The following is a 19,443-nucleotide window of genomic DNA, read 5'->3' on the forward strand; positions in this document are numbered from 1 at the left end:
AAGCTTTTATTAGAGGGCATAGGGAGGTGTTTCACAAGGGGGGATGGGCGAGGGGATGCGGATACTGCAGATTAGGCCAAATTTTTCGCTGCTTCTCTGTGAATCAATAGATATGAAACAATATTTCGATAAAGGCAAGAAGGGCCTAATTGGCCTTTCCCGTGAAGTGCCAGCTGAAATCATCGGCAGTTTAAAAGTTTTTCAAGAAGTAGTTGCCGGACTGCCAATATTTTCTTCTGCGGAGCGCAGTGAGAATTTTGTGCAGAGATACGATGAAAAACATTACTTTGTGATTCCCTATAAGCTCTCACAAACTGGCTTTACTCTGCACACAATGCGTTGTTTGCCTGATGATGCCCCAGAGGTAAATGATCTACCCAAATGCCGAATATTTCACTTTCCCAACTCCCATTATGAGGGGAGTTTACGTAAATTTATGGTGGAGAGCGCCGTAGAGTTATCCCTGGAAAGGGGAAATTCTGGAAAGAGTTCTCTCGAAAGACTGGCGGATGATATCGACAAACTCGATAGAAAATTGACCGTTGGTATGCTGTTAGTTGGGGGTGTTGCCGCAGTGTTTAATCCCCTGATCGGTGCCGGGCTGGCAGCCAAGGCGGTGCTGCCCGGTATGAGTGGCCTGGTCAATAAATTCGGATTGCGCTCAGCCGGAGAAAAGCTATCGGAATTACAAGGTAAAAAAATGCTTCGCCAGGCAGAGGAAGATGTCGCCAAGCAGTTTTCCGAATCGAATACCCTTAAGGTGATCAATCCGATTCTACAAGAATTGGAATTAGCGCTGAGAACCACTGAAGCCCAGCACGACCCATTGACCGATCCCAATTTAGCCGATGGCTCAATCCCTGAGCTTAATAGCGAACACTGGCGCGAGTTGACCGAGCGAGCGGTTTATCATGTATATAAGGATGTGTATCGAGATAAGAGACTGGCCAAAAAGGCTCAATTGGGGCCGGAGGATTTGCGCTGGTTTGAGGTATTGTTTGCGGGGATAAAGTAGCTTTAGAGTTTTTTAAAGATAAATTCAGCAGCCGATTTGGCTGCTGAAAAAAGTAAGAGCGGTCTTTAGAAATTGTAAGTCAGCCCCAGGGAGGAGAGGCTGGGCCTCCTTTCGTCCATTTCAAAAATAGTGTGCGCTAGACTTACGCTCCAGTTGTTGTAGTTCCAGCCAATGAAAACTCCGTAGTAAAGATCACTACCATCGTTCTCACCTTTATCTGAATCGCTGATACTATCGGAAAAAGAGCTTACTACTCTTCCTTCAAAGTCGACGCGCTTATAATTCCAGATATAGTTTTCTTTTTCTTCATATTCGGTTTCTCACAAATGAGAACCTGCACGAATTCCTGTATAGAATCTTTTTGTAATATCGGATGTTAGGGATATGCCAAGCATCTTTGTCTTAGCGTCAATATTAATTTTATAGTTGTAATCATAGTTGCCTGATGCGTACTCACTGTAAGTGATAGAATCACTTTCCCTAATTTTTCCTTCTGTATCACCAAAGTCGGCATCCCCCCCCCTCAATAGCAAAAAAATTATTTAGGCAGTATCCTAAAGTTACTGTCCAATCTCTCGGGCTGGACAGATTTGTTTCAAAATACTCTTCACTTTACTGAGTAGAGATATCTATATCTAACTATCCGTAAGATGGCTTAAGGTAGAAGCTGTTTTCTATTGCCATAGTATTGAATGTGGAAAGAATGATTACGGAGCTGAGAGTAAATCTTTTCAAAGGATATCCTTACATCAATATAATAATCACCTACCTGGATAAGTAGACAGGGCGAGTAATTTGGGGAGGTAAATTGGCAGAGAGGTGAAGGATTAGTTTCTGCAGTGAATTTTTCTAACATCTGGTAAATGTGTGCTAGTTCTCAGTTTTGTGCAAATTACAGAATCAAGCACGTTTAGTCGATAATTATTAATTACGGTTAATTGCAGTCTATAAAAAAATAAACTTCTTTGTAAACCAACGGGGCAATGGTTGCGTTAAACAGTTGTATTCATGACAAACTGTGAGAACCTCTATGAGTAAATATATTAGGTTGGCTGTTTTTCAATCAGTATTCTTACTGTTTTTAACAGGTATTGTCCCTAAGGTTTTTGCGCAGGAAGATGATGCTGTTCAATTAGTACTCAGCGCTCACCCAGAGAACCATCTAATGGTGAATGCCAGCGTGATTACTGCGGAAGCGGCGAGAGTGGCAATAAGGTTTAAATCTGCAGATACCAGCCGACGACGTACAGATTATAGTGAGCCAGGTACAAATCACGAAGTAACCGTGGTCGGCCTGCGCGCGGATACTACCTATCGGTTTACTGCGGTTGCACTTTTAGATAGTGGTGAGGTTGTTCACAGTGAAATCGTAGAGTTTAAAACAGGGTCGGTGCCTGAGGGGGTCCCCGCTGTTGAGCTTTTGAATAAAACGGTTAAGTCCGAGGGTGGCATCACTATCTTCGCGCCATCAGCGGAGAGGGATAGTACTTTCTGGGGATTTGATGAAGAGGGAGAGGTTGTTTGGTATCTGCACGGTGATGTTCCATTAACTGGTGCCCCAGTAGCGAGAAACCTACAGGGTGGGCGTTTACTTTTATTACTCAGTGGGGAGGCCCGAGTAATCTCCTTCTCCGGAGAGGTGTTGTCCTCTTTCGAATTGCCGAGTTATCACCACGATGTCCATTTGCTGGAGAATGGCAATCTGTTGGTGTTAACCAACGAAACTGGCCAGTTTGGTGAGCATTTTTTACAAGGAGATGCCATTTTGGAAATCGATACTGAAGGGAACACAGTTTGGCGATGGTCAGCATTTGATCACTTGGATACCAGCCGTTTCCCCGGTGCTTTGGCCAGTAGGGTTTTGGATAACGGAGCCCTTGACTGGAGCCACTCTAATGCACTGCATTATGTTCCTCAGGATAATTCCATTTTACTTTCTAGCCGCTCTCAGAGCTGGGTGGTCAGTATTGATCATCAGTCTGGTGCGGTAAATTGGATAATGGGGAGGGATTCAGATATTGAGAGCGATTTGAAGGATAAATTCTTTACACTACATACTGGTTCCTGGATGGCTTCGCAGCATGCGCCAATGTTGACAAGTAATCATGAAATTCTGATTTACGACAACAGAAATGAAGCTGAGTTGAGTGGCAATATCTACAATAGCCGTGCAGTAAAGTTTCTGCTCAATACATCGACAATGAGTGCTGAGCAAACCTGGGAATACATAGCGCCAAAGTATACTCAATCATTGGGTGATGTTGATGAGCTTGCCGGTGGAAATATATTACTATGTGCCGGTGGTCCATCGGATATCAGTACGGGGAGTGATCGCAATGCTTACTTGATAGAGGTAACATCGACTAGCCAAGCGGAAACTGCGTGGGAATTAAAAGTGTACGATAGCACGATTTACCGAGCAGAGCGTGTTAGTTGGTCGGAAATGTTGACCACCAATCCTGTTTTTAATTTTCCTGAGTAATGACAAAAACGTTTAGAGCGGGTGGCCCTTATAGTTTTTTAATTCAAGGTGAATAGATTTTTTTCACTGTTGATGAAGCTTATAAATCTACTGCCTTTTTATGATTCAAGTGTCTCCTGTTACTTTCCGAATATTCTCCTTGGCCCACACTAATTTTGTTGTGGGCCTATGATCATTTACTCTGCTGAAGAAAATCGTATGTTTTTAATCGGACGTATGCTGATATTTTTCGATTCTTGGTTCTTTAGCTAAAATTGGTTCTAACTCTTTTAATGATTCTTTTAAATGGGGCTCATCCCAGTGTTTTCTTTCACTTTCTTTTGAATCCCATACCTCTAACGTCATAAAGGTATCTGTTTCCTCACTCGAACATAAAATCTGATAACTCAAACATCCGCTCTCCTTTTCAGAGTTCGCTGCCAGTCTTGTCAGAATGTTCTTAGCTTTCTGTGTTTCTCCAAGTTTAGACTTCACTTTTGCCATTACATATAGATTGGGCATTATCGGATCTCCAGATATATTTATGAATTTCGTTTTACCACTAGTAAGATGCCTGTAATCATTAGAATAAATCCAATAATTCGTTTGGGGTCCAGGCTGGTTTGTTGTGCGCCAAAGAGGCCAAAATGGTCGATGGTGGCCATAGCAAAGAGCTGGCCGAGTAACACAAAGGATATAGTATTGCCAATGCCGTATTTTGGTGAAACCCAGGTGACGCTGAGTACGTAAAAAGCAACTAATATTCCGCCGAGATAAAGGTGCCAGGAGATATCTTTGTGAAAACCGGCTACTTGGAAACCTTCAGTTTTAAATAAGTAAATAATAGAGATGGTCAGTCCGACAAAAAACAAAATCGTCGTAGCGAGAGCAGAGCTGCCAAGCTTCACACCTAGACCGCTATTTAACGTGGCCATCACCGGGATGCCGATTCCGGCAATTAACATTAGCGACGGATAAAGAATTGAGCTAGGCACTGCTGGAACCTCACTGAAGGGGTTTTAAGGCTATAACTGCTCATGTAGATGAGTTGTGTTGGCCCACAATGGAAGCTGAAGGGTTATGGAAAGCTGGCGCAGGGACATCAGTTTGCGCCAGCATTATTGATTCGTTATTAACGGCTAGTTTATTAACTGTTTAACGATCGCTTTACCAACAGCATGTGCACTGGCTGGGTTTTGTCCAGTAATCACACGGCCATCCTCGATGACAAATTCCTGCCAGGGTTGCACTTTGTTAAATCGAGCAGATTTTCTGCTAATAGCTTCTTCAAGCAGAAAGGGGATATCTTCAATGGTGCCAAAATCGATTTCTTCTTCTCGGGTAAATGCAGTCACAGACTTAGTTGCCAGTAAGCTTTCACCATTGCTCAAAGTGATAGGCAGCAGGCCAGCTGGTCCATGGCACACGGCAGCAAGTACACCGCCATTTTCATAATGCTCTGCAGATAACTTGGCAAAGTCCTCATTGCTTGCTAAGTCGGAAAGTAGACCAAACCCACCTGGGTAGAACACCGCATCGTAACTAGCAGTATTCAACTGGTTTACTGGAATAGTGTTGTTGACACGGTTCTGGAAGTCTTCATCGGCCAATACCTGGCTGTTGACCTCATCTCCTTCAATATCTGTACCGTAGAGTGGTGCTTTGCCACCTTTAATAGAGGCAATATCGTAATCAATGCCATTTTCTTTAAGTACATGCACGACGTGAGTCAGCTCAGGGGAGTAGGTGCCATTAGCTTGGTTGGTTTCCCCAAGGGTTGCATGGTTAGTTACAGGAATAAGTACTTTCTTCATGAATCTGTCCTCTGTGTTAAGCATTCAGTGGGGAGGATTCTAGGTTGTCCCTGATAAGATGATAATATGAGATTTCTGTGAAATACTTTTGCTAAATAGCAATAATGGTGAAGTGTGGATACATTTGACGGTGTAGTCGAATTTGTTGCTGTAGCTGAATGCCAGGGTTTCTCTGCGGCCGCCAAACAGTTGGGCTGCAGTACCAGCCATGTGAGCCGGCAGGTGGCTCGCTTGGAGGAGCGCCTGGGGAGCGCTCTTTTGGCTAGAACAACGCGCTTGGTCAGCCTGACTCAGGCTGGGGCTGTTTATTACCAGCGCTGTAAAGAGCTGGTTGTGGGTCTGCAACAGGCCAATGAACAGCTAAGCCTGCAGCAGTATGAGCTGAGTGGCACGTTGCGCGTGAGCTGCGCTGGTTTATTTGCTGAACAGTATGTGGCTCCAGCACTGATGAATTTCGCCTTACAACACCCTGACTTAAAGATCGACATCGATTTCAACAGCCGAATGGCCAATTTTGTAGAGGATGGTATCGACTTTGCGATCCGTTATGGCCGCCTTGAGGACTCTGGGCTGGTGGCTCGCAAGCTGGCTGGCCGCCAGATGATGGCAGTTGCCAGCACGGAATATCTTGATCAATTCGGCAGGCCAATCCACCCACAGGATTTAAAGTCGCACAGTTGTATTGTTGCGAATAATGAGAACTGGATATTTGATATAGAAGGCACCGAGGAGTCTATTCGCGTTAATGGACGCTGGAGAAGTAATAATGCCCATACAGTGGTTAACGCATGTGAAAAAGGCCTAGGTATTGCCTATATGCCAAAAAGCAGTTTTAACCGCTCTATAGAGTCACAGCTATTAGAGCCCGTACTGGAGCCTTTTTGGGGGCGCGGAGCCAGTAGCTGGATTGTGTATCAGAATCGCCGCTTTTTACCAATACGAGCGAGAATGGCCATTGATTATCTAATGGATCACTTTTCTAGCTGGCAGGAGTAAATATGATAAATATTCTAGAAAACCTCCCGAAAAACACTGAGGTTGAGCACTTCCAGGACATCATAAAAAGTGATGCTATACGAATTGAAAGAATTGTTTCATACGGCCAGTCTTCACCGGAGGAAGGTTGGTATGATCAGAGTGAACACGAGTGGGTGCTTGTACTGAGTGGTTATGGTGTGGTGGAGTTTGACTGTGGGGAGATATGCCAGCTGAAGTCTGGTGATTGCTTATTGATAAAGGCTGGAAGAAAGCACCGGGTGATTGAGACATCCTCTGATGAGGCGACGGTATGGCTGGCAATATTTTATCGTGAATAAACTTAAAATAAAGTTCAAAAATAATTGAATTTTGTAGTTTGAATATATCTTCTGCTAACCAAAATTTTTGTAATTTGTAAGTTTAAATTCTTTAATTAGTTTCTCTGCACCTAAGCTATGGGTTATTTCCCTTCGATACACCAAGCAGATTTCATCTTTGAAGCCTGGTTGGTCTTTACTAACCCATTGAAGCTGATTTCTTCCAATTGTTTGAGCAACTCGGCCAGGAATAATACCGACCCCGACTCCCTCAAGTGTCATATTTGTGATCAGTTCGTGGCTAGAGGAAGTAATATATTGTTTATATTTGTTATTTTTTTCCATGTTTTTTAGCAGCCAGTCTGTTTGCATCAGCGCTGGGTCATAAATTAATACGTCCCTAGACTGTATTTTTTCAGGGTTATGCCAAAAACTCACCATATCATGACAGAGGTGCTTTATTATCAAATCAGGATGGGATACGGGATTTACCACAATGCCGATATCAATTTTCCAGCTGATCACTGATTCGACAATTTCCCGAGAAAGCGCGTGTTGGAAGCTTAATTCGATACCTGGATTTTGAGCAATAAATCCGGCCAGCCTTTCAGGCAGCATATGTAGAGAGATGGAGCTGTGACACCCGATAGTGAAGTGACCAACAGCTTCTTTGTTTTCGCGCAGCGCTGAGTACTTTACCTCATCCCAATCATCAAGTAACTGTTGAGCACTTTTTAATAGTCTTAACCCTGCACGAGACAATTGCACACCAGTTTTCTCTCGTATGATTACTTCTGTACCAAGCTGTCTTTCCAGCCTCTTGATAGCCGCGCTTAAACTCGGCTGCCGAATCCCTAATCTCTCTGCAGCTCTTGAGATATTTTTTGTTTTAGCAACTTCAATAAAATAATTGAGTTCATCAGCGTGTGGAAACATAGGTATAACTTATTTAGCCACTTTAAAAAGCCAGTGTGTTTAAGTTGAGTCTACATCGACATTTATTTTGTTGCCATAGATATTGCCTATGGCAACCAGCGACGACATCTATTTTTCAAGTTTCAACTCCCATGCTAATTTCTTCGCCTTCCTAGTATTCAAATTATTTCTGGAGTCAGGGTGTCTACATCATCTCTAAGCTATCCGGCGGTAGCGAATGGTAGTGCAGTAACTTATGAAACTAATTTCAATTCAGTTTTAACTTTTCCTCTACATGCTTGGTATGAGTGGGGATACTTACATAATCCAATTACTGCGAGTGACATAGACCTTTCTAGAGTTAAACACTCCTATGCATTACTGCAGGAACAGCTTGGAGATGATGGAAACCCTATCTACGGTTTGCACACAAGTTATGGAGAAAATGAACGCAATCGCTTAGATCCAAATCAGTGGAAAGAGACACAAGTCAATCTTCTGGAGTATTTAAGAGTTGGTGTTGGTGCGCCATTACCGAAATCGGTAGTCAGGCGTGCATTAAAGTTACAGGCTCTAAAAACAGCGCACGGCTTATCTGGTATCCATCCTTCCACTTATCAAGCGCTTCTTAAGCTAGCCAACAGTGAAACGCTTCCGAGAGTGCCTCGAAAAGGGAGCCTTGGAGCCAGTGGTGATTTGATTTCCATGGCCCATGCTATTTCACCACTGTTTGAACAAGGGCCAAGAGGCCCCCGTGATGTCATTGGGCTTGTAAATACCAATGCTATGATGGCTTCCTGGGCTATTGAACATGATTATCAGCTAAGAAAGCTATTAAGGGATTGTTTCAAATCTGTGGCATTAACCTCCATGGCCATAGGGGCGGGAGATGAACACTTCTCCGAAGGGTTGAGCTATGGAGAGGTGCACGGCAGTTATGCTCGTGCTGGCCAATTACTTACCCAGTTACGACGTGATTACCTGCGCTCCTCAAGAGTTATTGAGGGTGAAAAAAGCTTATTACAAGCCCGATATTCTGTTCGCTGTGCTCCCCAGATATTAGGCCACTGCCTTGATCTATTGGATTATTCTGAGGCAAAAATTCGTTCCGAAGCCACTGCTGTTGCAGATAACCCTCTAATTCTTGAATCAGGCCCATGGCATGGTGGATTGTTTTATGCGATTGGATTGGCAGCTTCTGCCGAATTTATGCAGGAAATTATCCATCGCTTAGCCGAAATGCTTGATCGACAAATATTGATTTTGATGGATCATCGCTTGAATGGAGGGCTGCCGGATAATTTAAATGCTGAATCGTTTAACCACTGTAAAGGAATTCATCAGTTATCGTCGGCTCTGTTCCAGGAAATAAAAGCCAGATCAACACCTGTGCGTCAGATGAGTTTCTCGTGTGAAGGAAACAATCAGGACTTGGTTCCCTGCGGAATGACAGCTCTCAATAATGTCAGCGACCAACTGGATAGCTTAAGGGAAATTATTCGAGCAGCGACTTTTTGCTCAGCTAGGGCAGCAATAATGCGTACAAGTGGCGATTTGCCAGAAGCATTAAAATTAGTGAATTGGCCGCAATATACAACATCTCAATTAGAGAGCATTCTATGAATTTTAACTATTTAACAGGAAATTTTGGTATTGAGATTTCCGCTAAAGAAATTTCTGAATTAGGTCTGGACACTGAGCAAACATTAAAAAATTTATGGCATGAACATGAACTTTTAGTTATCCGAGATATGGACCTGGATACTCAGGCATTTGTTAGGTTCTGCAGCTTGTTTGGGGAGCTTCAGCAGAACTATTTCTTCTTTCAAGGTCACTCAGAGGGTTATCCACAAGTTGCTAAAATTATTAAAGAGCCTGGTGAAAAGAAAAATACAGGAGGAATATGGCATCACGATCAGGGCTATTACTCCAACCCGGTAAAAGGTATCGCATTGTACGGTATTGATATTCCTCCTAGGGGTGGTGATACCCTATTTACAAGTTCAACGCTTGCTTATGAGAATCTGTCAACTGTAATGCAACAGTTAGTCGGTTCACTCAATGTGATACATACGACAGAGTTGATGCTTAAAAAACAGCCGCTGAAGAAATCAGTAGAAGGTAAAGATGGAGATGATTCAAGTATAGAACGAGCACTAAAATTGATGCCACTAGAATCTGCTATACATCCAGCAGTCTGTAAAAATTCTGTAACCGGTAAGCCTTTTCTCTACTTAAACCGAACTACCACCTCGCAATTTGAGGGAATGACATGCGATGAGAGTATGGGGCTTTTGAATTATTTATTTCAGCATATAGAAAAACCAGAATTCAATTGTCGAGTGCAATGGCGTCCTGGGACCTTGGTTATTTGGAATAATCACCAAGTCTTACACTATGCCGTCAATGATTACAATCAACGACGAGAATTACATCGTGTACATTTTTCTGCTGAAAAACCGATTAAGTACTATAAGTGATTAATTGGTGGATTTATGAATTATTATGAGCTGCGAGCTGAGTTTTTACATGTCAATAGTCAGCCTGAAATTGAAAGGCAGAGTTTAAAAGATGAACAGGTGAGGCGGTTATTGCGTGAATCCTTTGAAAAATCTGATTATTATCGCAAGCTAATTATAAATAATAACATTGACATAGAGGAAATAAGAAGTTGTGAAGATTTATATAAGCTACCGATTATAAGTTCGGAATTGTTTTCAATTTCTATGTCAGAAGTTAGTATGAATTATGACAATATTGTTCGCTATTGTCATACTTCAGGCAGTACCGGTGCACCCAAGCGCGTGCCTTATACACGTAAAGATATTGAGCTGGCAATAATCTCTCAGGCTCGAAGCTATTTGCTTGCAGGTGTAGAACCATTCGATAAGTGTTTATGTGCAATGACTTATGGTCCCTGGCCTAGTGGGATGATCTGTCATGCTGCCAGTGAAATTTTTGGTCTCACTATTCCTGCTGATTCTTTTCTAGGAATTGATCATCAGCTACAGAGTCTACAAAAAGATAAGCTGAATTATATGGTTTGCTTACCTTCATTGTTACCAAGGCTGGAGCGTTACTGTCTGGAAAAAAACATATCGCCCGCGTCTTTGAGTGTCAGGAAAATATTCGTAGTGGGTGAATTGTTTTCAGAGACTTTTCGGAGTTACTATGAGGGGGTATTCAACGCCAAGTTAATTAACATGTATGCAAATACGGAATTTGGGCTAATAGCGAGTGAATGCCAATATCATAACTTACATGTCTGGGAAGATTTTTTTCATGTAGAGGTTATTGATCCAGATACGGGTAAGTTATGTGAATATGGCGTTACAGGGGAATTAGTAATAACAGCGCTGAAACGTGAAGCTCTTCCTTTGATTCGTTATAACACACACGATTTGGTTGAAATGTATAAGGAGCCATGTGAGTGTGGCCAAACTGGAGCCTATTTGGGCCCCATCGGAGGGCGTCGCGATAATATGTTCACAATCAATGGGGGAAATATATATCCAATTGTTTTGGAAAATATTGTTACAGCCATTCCTGGGCTCAGCTCCTTTTACCATTGCATTATAGATAAGATTGATGGGCACGATCAATTATCATTTAAAATTGAAGCTAAAGATAATGTTGATGATCAGGAGAAAGAGTATTTGGCGGGTGAGTTTTATAGAGAGTTGACTAGTTTTGATCTAACGCTTCGTATGATATTTCTTGGGCTTGAGTCTGCTTCAAGACTAAATATAGATATCCTTCAGCCTGGTATAATTAGTCAGAAATCAGGAAAGATTAAAAAAATCATAGATAGAAGATGATTTCTGCATCATCAATAGCTTTTCAGTTTGTTGTTTTTGTGGTTAAGTGTTCCCCCGTATAGATGTAGTATATCGAGTAAGGTTGAGGCGGGCTTAAAGTTAAACATTGTTGGTTTGATAGGTGTGTATTTGGGTAAGCCTTACTTTTTTATTAACAAAAATAAAATTTCATATGGGGTGAGCTCATGTTCAGGTGTTGGATTTTTACGTATTTATTTTTGATGTCCTCTTTCTCTTTGGGGGTAGAGGTTGACAAGTCACCCTTGATAGTTGGCGATTCGATAAGCTTTTCATCCGCAATCTTAGATGAAAAGCGCACGTTGAATGTTTACCTACCAGCGAGTTATCAACGCGATACTAAAAGAAGTTACCCGGTAATCTATCTTTTAGATGGTTCTATGAATGAAGATTTTGTTCATATAGCTGGTTTGTTGCAATTTGGGTCCTTTTCCTGGATTAATATGCTACCGGAATCGATTCTTGTTGGAGTCGTAAATGTAGACAGGAAACGGGATTTTACATTCCCCTCGGCTAAGAAGCTGGATAGGCAAGAGTTTCCAACCTCTGGTGGTTCGGATAATTTTATAGGTTTTCTTGATAGAGAAGTTCAGCCTCTAATTGAAAATAATTATCGTGTAAATGGAGATTCTACTTTGATTGGCCAGTCCCTTGGGGGGCTTTTGGCTACAGAAATTCTATTTAAACATGCAGATCTCTTCGATAATTACATCATTATTAGTCCAAGCTTGTGGTGGAGCGGAGAGTCTCTTTTGAAACAAGTTCCTAAAGATTGCTGTGATGATAAGTCGGTCTATGTAGGTGTGGGGAAAGAAGGGGAGGTCATGGAGCGGCTGGCAAGAACTTTATTCAATAAATTAGATAATAATAAAAATAATATACACTTCGGTTATTTTGAACAGCTGGATCATGGCGATACGCTGCATCTTGCTGTATATGATGCATTTGATAAAATTTTTAATGCTAAATATTTAGGTGATAAAAAGGATTAATTGGGTGCAAGCAGGCAGTAGTATTATGTCCTGATTTGTTGATCAAGTGGTTCTATATTTTAAGATCATTTGTTTTTTGAAGGGAGGGTATTTATTAGCCCTTCCTGTAGTTCCTTTTTGTCCAGCTGGTGATATTTCCTCTTGATTTCATTGATATCCACGCTGGGCTTGGGAAAAGTCATTTTTAAGGACTCCATTGCATCTGCCACTATGGAGGCAATCGCAAGATTCCTAAACCATTTGTGGTTTGCGGGAATGACAAACCATGGAGCATGAGAGTGGCTGCATTTTTTTAGGATATCCTCAAAAGCCTGGGTGTAGGCATCCCAGTAGCTTGCCTCTGTATAATCGCTCTCGCTGATTTTCCAGTGTTTGCTTGGGTCATCAATACGCTGTTTAAAGCGTTTCAGTTGTTCATCTGCATCAATATGCAGGAAAAATTTTAATACCAGGGTGTTGTGGTCGGCTAATAATTGTTCGAAGTGGTTGATATGATCGTAGCGCTTGGACCAGATGCTCTCTGGTACCATATTATGCACCCGTTGAATTAATACATCTTCATAGTGGGATCGGTTAAAAATTGCCACATGTCCCTGTGCAGGGGTGACTTTGTGACACCTCCACAGGAAATCATGGGCGGCTTCTTCTTTAGATGGCTGCTTGAAGCTGGTTACCGTACAGCCTTGGGGATTCATTGCTCCAAGCACATGATTAATAGTGCCATCTTTACCGGAGGCATCCCGACCCTGCAGGCAGATCAATAGGGAGCGCTTGTGCTCGGCATACATAAGATATTGCTGTGCGCGAATTCTTTCATCCAATTTATCAATGACTGGCTGGGCCTCTTCGCGATTTTTATAGCAATCTTTAAAACTGGCATCGATCTTATCTAACTGTACCTTGCTGCCGGATTTTACCTGGAATGCCTCGAAGCAATTCATAGTTTTATTTCTTCATGGTAAGTTAAATGATTTGTCCATGCAGGTTGGATTAAATATCCTGCAGACGTTGATAGAGTAGCTTCTTCACCAGATCCAGAATAAACATCCACAAAATCATATAGAGCCAAACGAGCCCGATAATACGCCAGGGAATAGCAGGTACCAGCCAACCAAATCCACACATCAAAACCGTGAGCGCCTGAGTACCGACAATAGCGATAAATAACTTCATTGCGGGCAGTGGCTTTGCGAAGAAGGCAGAGCGAGATCGCACGACAAAAAGTAGTAAATGGCCGCCGGCAACAATTTGTAAAAAAATAATCGTTTGGATCTGAGACTTATCCAGGGGTATCCAGGATTGCCATTGGCTGTTTTGTAGCCATTCCATACCAATCAAAAGCAGTCCCATGGTTTGTGCGATAGAAAAAAGGCCGATAATGGTTGAACCCAATAATAAATCGCGCATTTCCCAGTGCACGGGCTCTTTCGGCAGCAGGGTGTTGTCGTAGGCAATAGTCATAATGGGAATATCGTCAAGCAGTGCTACTAATACGATCATGACTGGGGTGAGGGGAGAAAAACCGAAGAGGATAGTGGCAAACACCACCACCACCATAATATCCAGGGTCATGGATACCCGAAAGAGCACATAATTAATAATGCGTTCAAAGATCTTGCGTGCTTCGTCAATAGCATCCACTACAGTGGAGAGGCCCGGAGCGGTGAGAATAATCGCCGCTGCGGCACGGGCCGCATCGGTGGCGCCACTAACGGCAATTCCGCAATCAGCTTGTTTTAGGGCAGGCGCATCGTTGACACCGTCGCCGGTCATTGCCACCTGGTGCCCTCTCTCTTGTAAGGCTTTTACGATAGCGTATTTATGCTCGGGGAAAACACGGCCAAAGCCATCGGCGCGCTCGACACAATCGACCACCTGCTTGGATAAGTGGTCCATATTCTCCGAGTCTGTAAAAACATCGGCAGCGGCGTAAATATTCTGCCCAATACCCACCTGAGCAGCGATTTCTTTGCCGATAGCGACGTCGTCGCCAGTAATCATTTTTACCTGCAGCCCGTGCTCCCTGGCGCGGCTGATGGTTTGTTTGGAATCATCCCGAGGCGGATCTTCTAAAGAGAGGATGCCAAGAAAGTTCCAGCTTTTCCCATCATTGGAACTCGCCACACCCAGGGAGCGTAAACCCCGTGCGGCGAGTTCCTGCACGCAGTCTGAGGCTTTCTTTTCATTATCACCACTGAGCTTGCACAATTGCATTACCGCTTGGGGCGCACCTTTGCAATAAAACAAAGAGTTTCCACTGTCATCGACTACTTGGGCCTGGGCACGCTTGATTACTGGGTCGAAAGGAGTGAACTCTTTAAGCTGGTAATTATTCAGTGCTTTCTTATCTTTGAGGCCGGCAAAAATTGCCTGATCGATCGGATCACTAGAACCTTTTTCCGATGCGAGCGCCGCGGCGAGAATTAACTGTTCCGGGCTCTTGGCGGCAAATAATTTGGGGTCGTGCAGGCTTAGTTGGTTCTTGGTGAGCGTTCCGGTTTTATCGGAGCAGAGTATATCGACCCCGGCAAGCTCCTCTATAGACTCCAGTCTCGAGACTATGGCTTTTTTTCGGGATAGCGCCAGGGCACCGAGTGCGTTGGTGACAGTGATCACTGAGGGCATTGCTACGGGAATCGAGGCAATTAATAGCACCAGGACTGTGCGTAAAATATTAATAATGTCCGACCAGTGCCAGCTGGGGGCCACCACGATATCCCGATAGAGCTGGGTACCTACCAGTAACAAAGCCAGCACCAGGCACAGCACTATCAGGAAATCGCCAATATGAGTAACGGCTTTTTGCGAGTGGGAGGCGCCTTGGCCGGCACCGGCTACCAGCTTTGCGGTGCGGCCAAAAAAAGTATTACGCCCGGTGCCAATTGTAACGGCGGTCATTTCGCCGCGCTTGGCGATACTACTGGAATAGCCGATGTCTCCTATTTTTTTGCTGACCGGCAATGACTCACCCGTAAGTGCAGCCTGATCGATACTGATGGATTTGCCGTCGACAAAGCGCACATCTGCGGGCACCACTTGGCCGAGCTTGATTCGTACAATATCCCCGGGAACCACATCGGCGGCGTCAATGGTATGAAAACTACCGTCGCGCAACACCTCCGCCTGTGGCGCCATGCTGGCCTTGAGCGCGGCCAGGGCATTGGAGGCCTTGTGCTCCTGCCAAAATCCCGCCACCGCGTTGTAAAGTAGTAGCGCCATAATAATGGCGAAGTCAGGCCAGTGACCGATAAGTGCCGATAGCAGGGCGGCGGCTTCGATCATCCAGGGAATGGGCCCCCAAAAAAAACGCAGAAACTTGAGTAGTGCGCTTTGTTCTTTCTCCTGGATGCTATTGGGGCCATATCGTTGTAGACGTGTCTCGGCTTCGGCCTGGCTTAACCCCTGAGGTGAGGTGTTGAGTGCCTGGTAAATGGAGGGTAAATCGGCTTTCTGCAGGTCAACCTGGGAGCCTTTTAAGTCGGCTTTACTGGCGTTTCCGCTTTCGGATTTTGGCCCGGGTATTGGCACGGATCGATTCCGCCTGTTGAAAATAATTTCCCGTCGAATGGTCCGCCTGTTAACGACAGTTGGGGTTAAATACGGCTAATCGTTATTGAGTGATTGGGCGGTGCATCCATATTAATGGAACATTATAGGCTGTGATCTGATGGACACCCGTAGCTAATAATTTTCAGCTTGATCAGCTTAAAGACATCCTTTTTTAAAGGTGTCCAGGCTGAAGTCCCAAAAGGCTTTAACGCGTGCTGAATTGCGCATTTGAGGATGAGAAAGTAACCAGAAATGGCTTTGGAACTCTTTAAGCTCGAATACTTTCTTTAGTTTGTAAGGTTGCACCATTTTTTGGTCCCCTTCGGGCAAAATGGCAAAACCCAGTTTTGCATTGGTTGCACCTGCCGCCGCCATTACCGAATTACAGTAAATTACTTTGCGGCTATTCTTAAATATTTTTTCACTCCAGCGACCAATCGGCAAACTCAAGCCGCGATAACCAATAATATTCTGCTGCTTAATCTCATCCAGTGTCATTGGACCGCTAACCAAGTCTGGATGGGCAAAAATATGCCAGTTGATATCAAAGAGCTTCTTGGCAATGAGGTTATCCGGAGCACTAGGTGATCCACGAAAGGCAATGTCCGCCTCCCTCTTCTCCAGTGATAGGTGTTCCGCCGAGTCTATGAGTTCAAATTCAACTTTGGGGTGGTGTAAGCGAAAGGCGGCACAGAGTTTTGGGATCACCTCATAAGAGTAAGAGCCGATTGAGGTAATACGGATAATGCCTTCCATTTCCAGGTTTTTAATGCCGGTATTCAAGGCAATGGCATTGATATTCTCGGCGGCTTTTCTGGCGTGTTCTAAAGCCGAATTCCCTTCGTCTGTGAGGAAATAGCCCTGCCTGTCTGCCACGAAAAGCTGGCAGCCAAGATCTTTTTCCAAGGCCTGTAGACGCCTCCAGGCGGTGGAATGGTTTACCCCCAAGGCTTTGGCTGCACTCTGTAGGGAGCCGTGATCTGCCACGGCTATCAGGTATCGAAGATCGTTCCAGTCCATCATTTTGCATTTATGCAATTATAAATTGCATAAATTGATACTTTAGTTGCCAATTTGCAGAGATTATAGTCTCCGCATCATTGATGTTCACTAGCTGGAGAGACTATGAGTCACAAAATTCTTGCCGTTTATGCCTCTGCCTTAGGGGACCATTCGACTTCCAGGTCACTGGCTAAGCACTGGCTGTCACGACAGGCTGCCACTGAAGTCACCGAGTTGGATTTAAGTCTTAACCCAGTTCCGCATTTGAGCGGTGAAATGGTAAGTGCCTTCTTCACCCCTGAGGAACAGAAAAGTGCAGCCCAGAAAGAGCTAACGGAGTATTCGAACAATCTTATTGAACAGGTCAAAAATGCAGATACGGTACTGATTGCAGCACCCATGTATAACTTTGGTAGCCCATCTACTCTGAAAGCTTGGTTTGATCACTTAGCGCGGGCCGGAGTGACTTTTACGTACACAGAAAATGGACCAGAGGGTTTGATTAGAGATACCAAAGTGGTCTTGGTCACGACATCTGGGGGTTTCTATAAAGATTCTGTTATTGATTTTCATGTGCCCTACATCAAGCATTTTCTCTCATTTATTGGCATTGACGATGTCACGGTCATTTATGCTGAAGGGCTGAATATGGGGGATGACCACAAAGAGACTGCCTTAACTCAGGCTAAGGTAGCTCTGGAAGCAATCTGATCTATGAGGCGCATAGCAAAGTAAAAAAGCCGGCTTTGGGCCGGCGGAGAAGCAGACGTCGAAAGGATAAATGACGTTGCAGAGAGACAGAAAAACCAACTTATAGCCCTGGGAGAGATACTGCCGTTTTTCTGAAATTGGCAGCCGGTGGTTGTTGCCACCAGCTGGTAAAATTTTTTGACGGGCTGTTAAAGCCTGAAGTTAATTATTGTTTCGCAATACACCGGCGCCAGCGGCGGGCAAAACCAGCGTGTTTTCTCTCAGCTCCATTGCAAACAGGCCTGGAGTAATATCCTCGGCCCCAAAAAACTCTTGTGGCAGAGCGTAGCTTTCCTCAGTGGCGCCTAGGTTCAGGGCGACCAGGTACACTTCCTTATCTGCGCGGCGCACGAACACCAATAAATCATTGCCGGTATCGAGTACTTCCTGTTGTGCGGTTGCCAGACTTTGGGGCAGTTGCCGGTGCCATTTTATCAATGCACGGAACTGGTTGAGCATGGAGTGCTGGCTGTCTTGCTGCAGGTTCACGGCTAAGTTCCGGTGACTCTGGGAAATCGGTAACCAGGGTTTCCCGCTGGTGAAGCCGGCTTGATCAGCGGTATCGGTCCAGGGCATAGGCGTGCGGCAGCCATCGCGACCTTTGAACTCGGGCCAAAGGTTAATACCGTAGGGGTCCACCAAATCCTCAAAGGCGATATCCGCTTCCGCCAGACCCAGTTCTTCCCCCTGATACAGGCATACGCTACCGCGCAGTACAAGTTGCATCAGTAGGAACAGGGGCGCGCGCTTTTGCGCTAGCTCCGGACTAAGGCCGCGGTTCCAGCGGGTGATAGAGCGCGGCACATCGTGATTGCTAATGGACCAGCAGGGCCATCCTTTTTCAATTACCGCGCGGTTCTTTTCCAGGGTATCTCGCAGGAATTGCGCGCTGCAATCCTCGGTTAATAAATCGAAGGAATAGGCCATATGTAGGCGCTGTTCCGTGGTGTAGTCCGCCATGATCTTATGGGTATTATCGTCACCCACTTCGCCCACGGTAACGGTACCCGGGTATTGATCCATCAGCTGGCGCACACGCTGTAAAAACACCAGGTTTTCTGGCTGGGATTTGTCGTTCTTGTGCCATTGGTAATCGTAGTGATTGACCGGCGGCAGTCCTTTTTGATCCAGCTTAAGCGGGCGGGGAGGATTATCGCTGAGGGCCTGTTGATGGAAGATAAAATTCACCGCATCCAGGCGGAAACCATCCACACCGCGATCCAGCCAGAATTTCATATCCGCCAGCAACTGCGCCTGCACCTCGGGGTTGTGCACATTGAGATCCGGTTGCTCTTTGAGAAAGTTGGCCAGGTAGTATTGGCGGCGGCGGGTACACCAACGCCAGGAGCCACCACCGAAAACAGATACCCAGTTATTGGGCGGGTTGCCATCGGCTTTAGGGTCCTGCCACACATACCAGTCGGCTTTGGGGTTGTCGCGGCTGCAGCGGCTCTCCTCGAACCAGGGGTGCTGATCTGAGGTGTGGCTCAGAATCTGATCGATAATAACTTTCAGGCCGCGGGCATGGGCGGCCTCAATTAAGCAGTCGAAATCCTGCAGATTGCCGAAAATCGGGTCCACATCGCGGTAGTCCGCCACGTCATACCCAAAATCCACCATGGGGGATTTAAAGAAGGGGGATATCCAAATAGCGTCCACACCGAGGGATTTCACGTAATCCAGCTTCTGGGTGATACCTGGCAGGTCGCCGATACCATCGCCGTTGGCGTCGCAGAAACTGCGGGGGTAAATCTGGTAAATAACGCTGTTGCGCCACCACTCGGTGCTGTTGCCGCTCATGGATTACTGCCTTG

At 44.8% G+C, this 19,443-nt stretch carries 17 protein-coding genes; 9 read left to right on the plus strand and 8 right to left on the minus strand.

What is annotated here, in order from left to right:
* Positions 1 to 112 precede the first annotated feature (112 nt).
* Entirely contained in the window at positions 113 to 1,015 is a 903-nt protein-coding gene (locus ACJJIV_RS13445) for a hypothetical protein (RefSeq protein ID WP_444889267.1), read from the plus strand.
* A 1,030-nt stretch (positions 1,016 to 2,045) separates the two neighbouring features.
* A complete protein-coding gene (locus ACJJIV_RS13450) occupies positions 2,046 to 3,497 on the plus strand; it encodes an aryl-sulfate sulfotransferase (protein ID WP_444889268.1) in 1,452 nt (483 codons plus the stop codon).
* A 204-nt stretch (positions 3,498 to 3,701) separates the two neighbouring features.
* Here the strand turns inward: ACJJIV_RS13450 and ACJJIV_RS13455 are convergent, their stop codons facing one another.
* The 3 genes from ACJJIV_RS13455 to ACJJIV_RS13465 form a co-directional block, all read right to left on the minus strand.
* The gene (locus ACJJIV_RS13455) at positions 3,702 to 3,998 is read right to left on the minus strand and encodes a putative quinol monooxygenase (RefSeq protein WP_444889269.1); all 297 of its coding nucleotides are present in this window, start codon (positions 3,996 to 3,998) and stop codon (positions 3,702 to 3,704) included.
* Between the two features lie 20 nt (positions 3,999 to 4,018).
* A complete protein-coding gene (locus ACJJIV_RS13460) occupies positions 4,019 to 4,471 on the minus strand; it encodes a DMT family transporter (RefSeq protein WP_444889270.1) in 453 nt (150 codons plus the stop codon).
* Positions 4,472 to 4,615: 144 nt separating this feature from the next.
* A complete protein-coding gene (locus ACJJIV_RS13465; protein WP_444889271.1) occupies positions 4,616 to 5,290 on the minus strand; it encodes a type 1 glutamine amidotransferase domain-containing protein in 675 nt (224 codons plus the stop codon).
* Positions 5,291 to 5,404: 114 nt separating this feature from the next.
* Here ACJJIV_RS13465 and ACJJIV_RS13470 point away from each other — a divergent pair, with 114 nt between their 5' ends.
* Both ACJJIV_RS13470 and ACJJIV_RS13475 read left to right on the plus strand, forming a co-directional pair.
* Positions 5,405 to 6,286 carry a LysR family transcriptional regulator gene (locus ACJJIV_RS13470; RefSeq protein WP_252083465.1) on the plus strand — a complete coding sequence of 294 codons (882 nt, stop codon included), beginning with the start codon at positions 5,405 to 5,407 and terminating at the stop codon, positions 6,284 to 6,286.
* Between the two features lie 2 nt (positions 6,287 to 6,288).
* Positions 6,289 to 6,606: a cupin domain-containing protein gene (locus tag ACJJIV_RS13475; protein ID WP_252083464.1), complete on the plus strand. Its 318-nt coding sequence runs from the start codon at positions 6,289 to 6,291 to the stop codon at positions 6,604 to 6,606.
* A gap of 54 nt (positions 6,607 to 6,660) precedes the next feature.
* Here the strand turns inward: ACJJIV_RS13475 and ACJJIV_RS13480 are convergent, their stop codons facing one another.
* Positions 6,661 to 7,521 carry a LysR family transcriptional regulator gene (locus ACJJIV_RS13480; protein WP_444889272.1) on the minus strand — a complete coding sequence of 287 codons (861 nt, stop codon included), beginning with the start codon at positions 7,519 to 7,521 and terminating at the stop codon, positions 6,661 to 6,663.
* 180 nt (positions 7,522 to 7,701) lie between these two features.
* Between ACJJIV_RS13480 and ACJJIV_RS13485 the strand changes: the two genes are divergently transcribed.
* The 4 genes from ACJJIV_RS13485 to ACJJIV_RS13500 all read left to right on the plus strand — a co-directional run bounded on the left by ACJJIV_RS13485 (position 7,702) and on the right by ACJJIV_RS13500 (position 12,328).
* Positions 7,702 to 9,123: an aromatic amino acid ammonia-lyase gene (locus ACJJIV_RS13485; RefSeq protein WP_444889273.1), complete on the plus strand. Its 1,422-nt coding sequence runs from the start codon at positions 7,702 to 7,704 to the stop codon at positions 9,121 to 9,123.
* A complete protein-coding gene (locus tag ACJJIV_RS13490; protein WP_444889274.1) occupies positions 9,120 to 9,980 on the plus strand; it encodes a TauD/TfdA dioxygenase family protein in 861 nt (286 codons plus the stop codon). Before ACJJIV_RS13485 ends, ACJJIV_RS13490 begins: the two co-directional genes overlap by 4 nt.
* A gap of 15 nt (positions 9,981 to 9,995) precedes the next feature.
* Positions 9,996 to 11,318 carry a phenylacetate--CoA ligase family protein gene (locus tag ACJJIV_RS13495; protein ID WP_444889275.1) on the plus strand — a complete coding sequence of 441 codons (1,323 nt, stop codon included), beginning with the start codon at positions 9,996 to 9,998 and terminating at the stop codon, positions 11,316 to 11,318.
* 221 nt (positions 11,319 to 11,539) lie between these two features.
* On the plus strand, positions 11,540 to 12,328 hold the full coding sequence (locus tag ACJJIV_RS13500; RefSeq protein WP_444889276.1) for an alpha/beta hydrolase: 789 nt from the start codon (positions 11,540 to 11,542) through the stop codon (positions 12,326 to 12,328).
* Positions 12,329 to 12,393: 65 nt separating this feature from the next.
* Here the strand turns inward: ACJJIV_RS13500 and ACJJIV_RS13505 are convergent, their stop codons facing one another.
* The 3 genes from ACJJIV_RS13505 to ACJJIV_RS13515 all read right to left on the minus strand — a co-directional run bounded on the left by ACJJIV_RS13505 (position 12,394) and on the right by ACJJIV_RS13515 (position 16,900).
* The gene (locus ACJJIV_RS13505; RefSeq protein WP_444889277.1) at positions 12,394 to 13,269 is read right to left on the minus strand and encodes a polyphosphate kinase 2 family protein; all 876 of its coding nucleotides are present in this window, start codon (positions 13,267 to 13,269) and stop codon (positions 12,394 to 12,396) included.
* 49 nt (positions 13,270 to 13,318) lie between these two features.
* On the minus strand, positions 13,319 to 15,856 hold the full coding sequence (locus tag ACJJIV_RS13510) for a plasma-membrane proton-efflux P-type ATPase (protein WP_444889278.1): 2,538 nt from the start codon (positions 15,854 to 15,856) through the stop codon (positions 13,319 to 13,321).
* Positions 15,857 to 16,033: 177 nt separating this feature from the next.
* Positions 16,034 to 16,900, minus strand: coding sequence for a LysR family transcriptional regulator (locus tag ACJJIV_RS13515; RefSeq protein ID WP_444889279.1), 867 nt, complete (start codon positions 16,898 to 16,900; stop codon positions 16,034 to 16,036).
* A 102-nt stretch (positions 16,901 to 17,002) separates the two neighbouring features.
* On the opposite strand from ACJJIV_RS13515, the gene ACJJIV_RS13520 reads away from it, so the two are divergent.
* A complete protein-coding gene (locus ACJJIV_RS13520) occupies positions 17,003 to 17,590 on the plus strand; it encodes an FMN-dependent NADH-azoreductase (RefSeq protein ID WP_444889280.1) in 588 nt (195 codons plus the stop codon).
* A gap of 201 nt (positions 17,591 to 17,791) precedes the next feature.
* Here ACJJIV_RS13520 and ACJJIV_RS13525 read toward each other — a convergent pair whose 3' ends face one another.
* Positions 17,792 to 19,429 (minus strand): alpha-amylase family glycosyl hydrolase, encoded by a 1,638-nt coding sequence (locus ACJJIV_RS13525; protein ID WP_444889281.1) that lies wholly within the window; start codon positions 19,427 to 19,429, stop codon positions 17,792 to 17,794.
* Positions 19,430 to 19,443 lie beyond the last annotated feature (14 nt).

It is taken from the genome of Microbulbifer mixtoriginis (SeqCode), assembly GCF_052466765.1.

Bases quoted from the DNA above. Each gene is read 5' to 3' on its own strand.
- ACJJIV_RS13445 (WP_444889267.1), top strand. From the start codon at position 113: ATGAAACAATATTTCGATAAAGGCAAGAAGGGCCTAATTGGCCTTTCC.
- ACJJIV_RS13450 (WP_444889268.1), top strand. From the start codon at position 2,046: ATGAGTAAATATATTAGGTTGGCTGTTTTTCAATCAGTATTCTTACTG.
- ACJJIV_RS13455 (WP_444889269.1), bottom strand. From the start codon at position 3,998: ATGCCCAATCTATATGTAATGGCAAAAGTGAAGTCTAAACTTGGAGAA.
- ACJJIV_RS13465 (WP_444889271.1), bottom strand. From the start codon at position 5,290: ATGAAGAAAGTACTTATTCCTGTAACTAACCATGCAACCCTTGGGGAA.
- ACJJIV_RS13475 (WP_252083464.1), top strand. From the start codon at position 6,289: ATGATAAATATTCTAGAAAACCTCCCGAAAAACACTGAGGTTGAGCAC.
- ACJJIV_RS13480 (WP_444889272.1), bottom strand. From the start codon at position 7,521: ATGTTTCCACACGCTGATGAACTCAATTATTTTATTGAAGTTGCTAAA.
- ACJJIV_RS13490 (WP_444889274.1), top strand. From the start codon at position 9,120: ATGAATTTTAACTATTTAACAGGAAATTTTGGTATTGAGATTTCCGCT.
- ACJJIV_RS13495 (WP_444889275.1), top strand. From the start codon at position 9,996: ATGAATTATTATGAGCTGCGAGCTGAGTTTTTACATGTCAATAGTCAG.
- ACJJIV_RS13500 (WP_444889276.1), top strand. From the start codon at position 11,540: ATGTCCTCTTTCTCTTTGGGGGTAGAGGTTGACAAGTCACCCTTGATA.
- ACJJIV_RS13505 (WP_444889277.1), bottom strand. From the start codon at position 13,269: ATGAATTGCTTCGAGGCATTCCAGGTAAAATCCGGCAGCAAGGTACAG.
- ACJJIV_RS13515 (WP_444889279.1), bottom strand. From the start codon at position 16,900: ATGATGGACTGGAACGATCTTCGATACCTGATAGCCGTGGCAGATCAC.
- ACJJIV_RS13520 (WP_444889280.1), top strand. From the start codon at position 17,003: ATGAGTCACAAAATTCTTGCCGTTTATGCCTCTGCCTTAGGGGACCAT.
- ACJJIV_RS13525 (WP_444889281.1), bottom strand. From the start codon at position 19,429: ATGAGCGGCAACAGCACCGAGTGGTGGCGCAACAGCGTTATTTACCAG.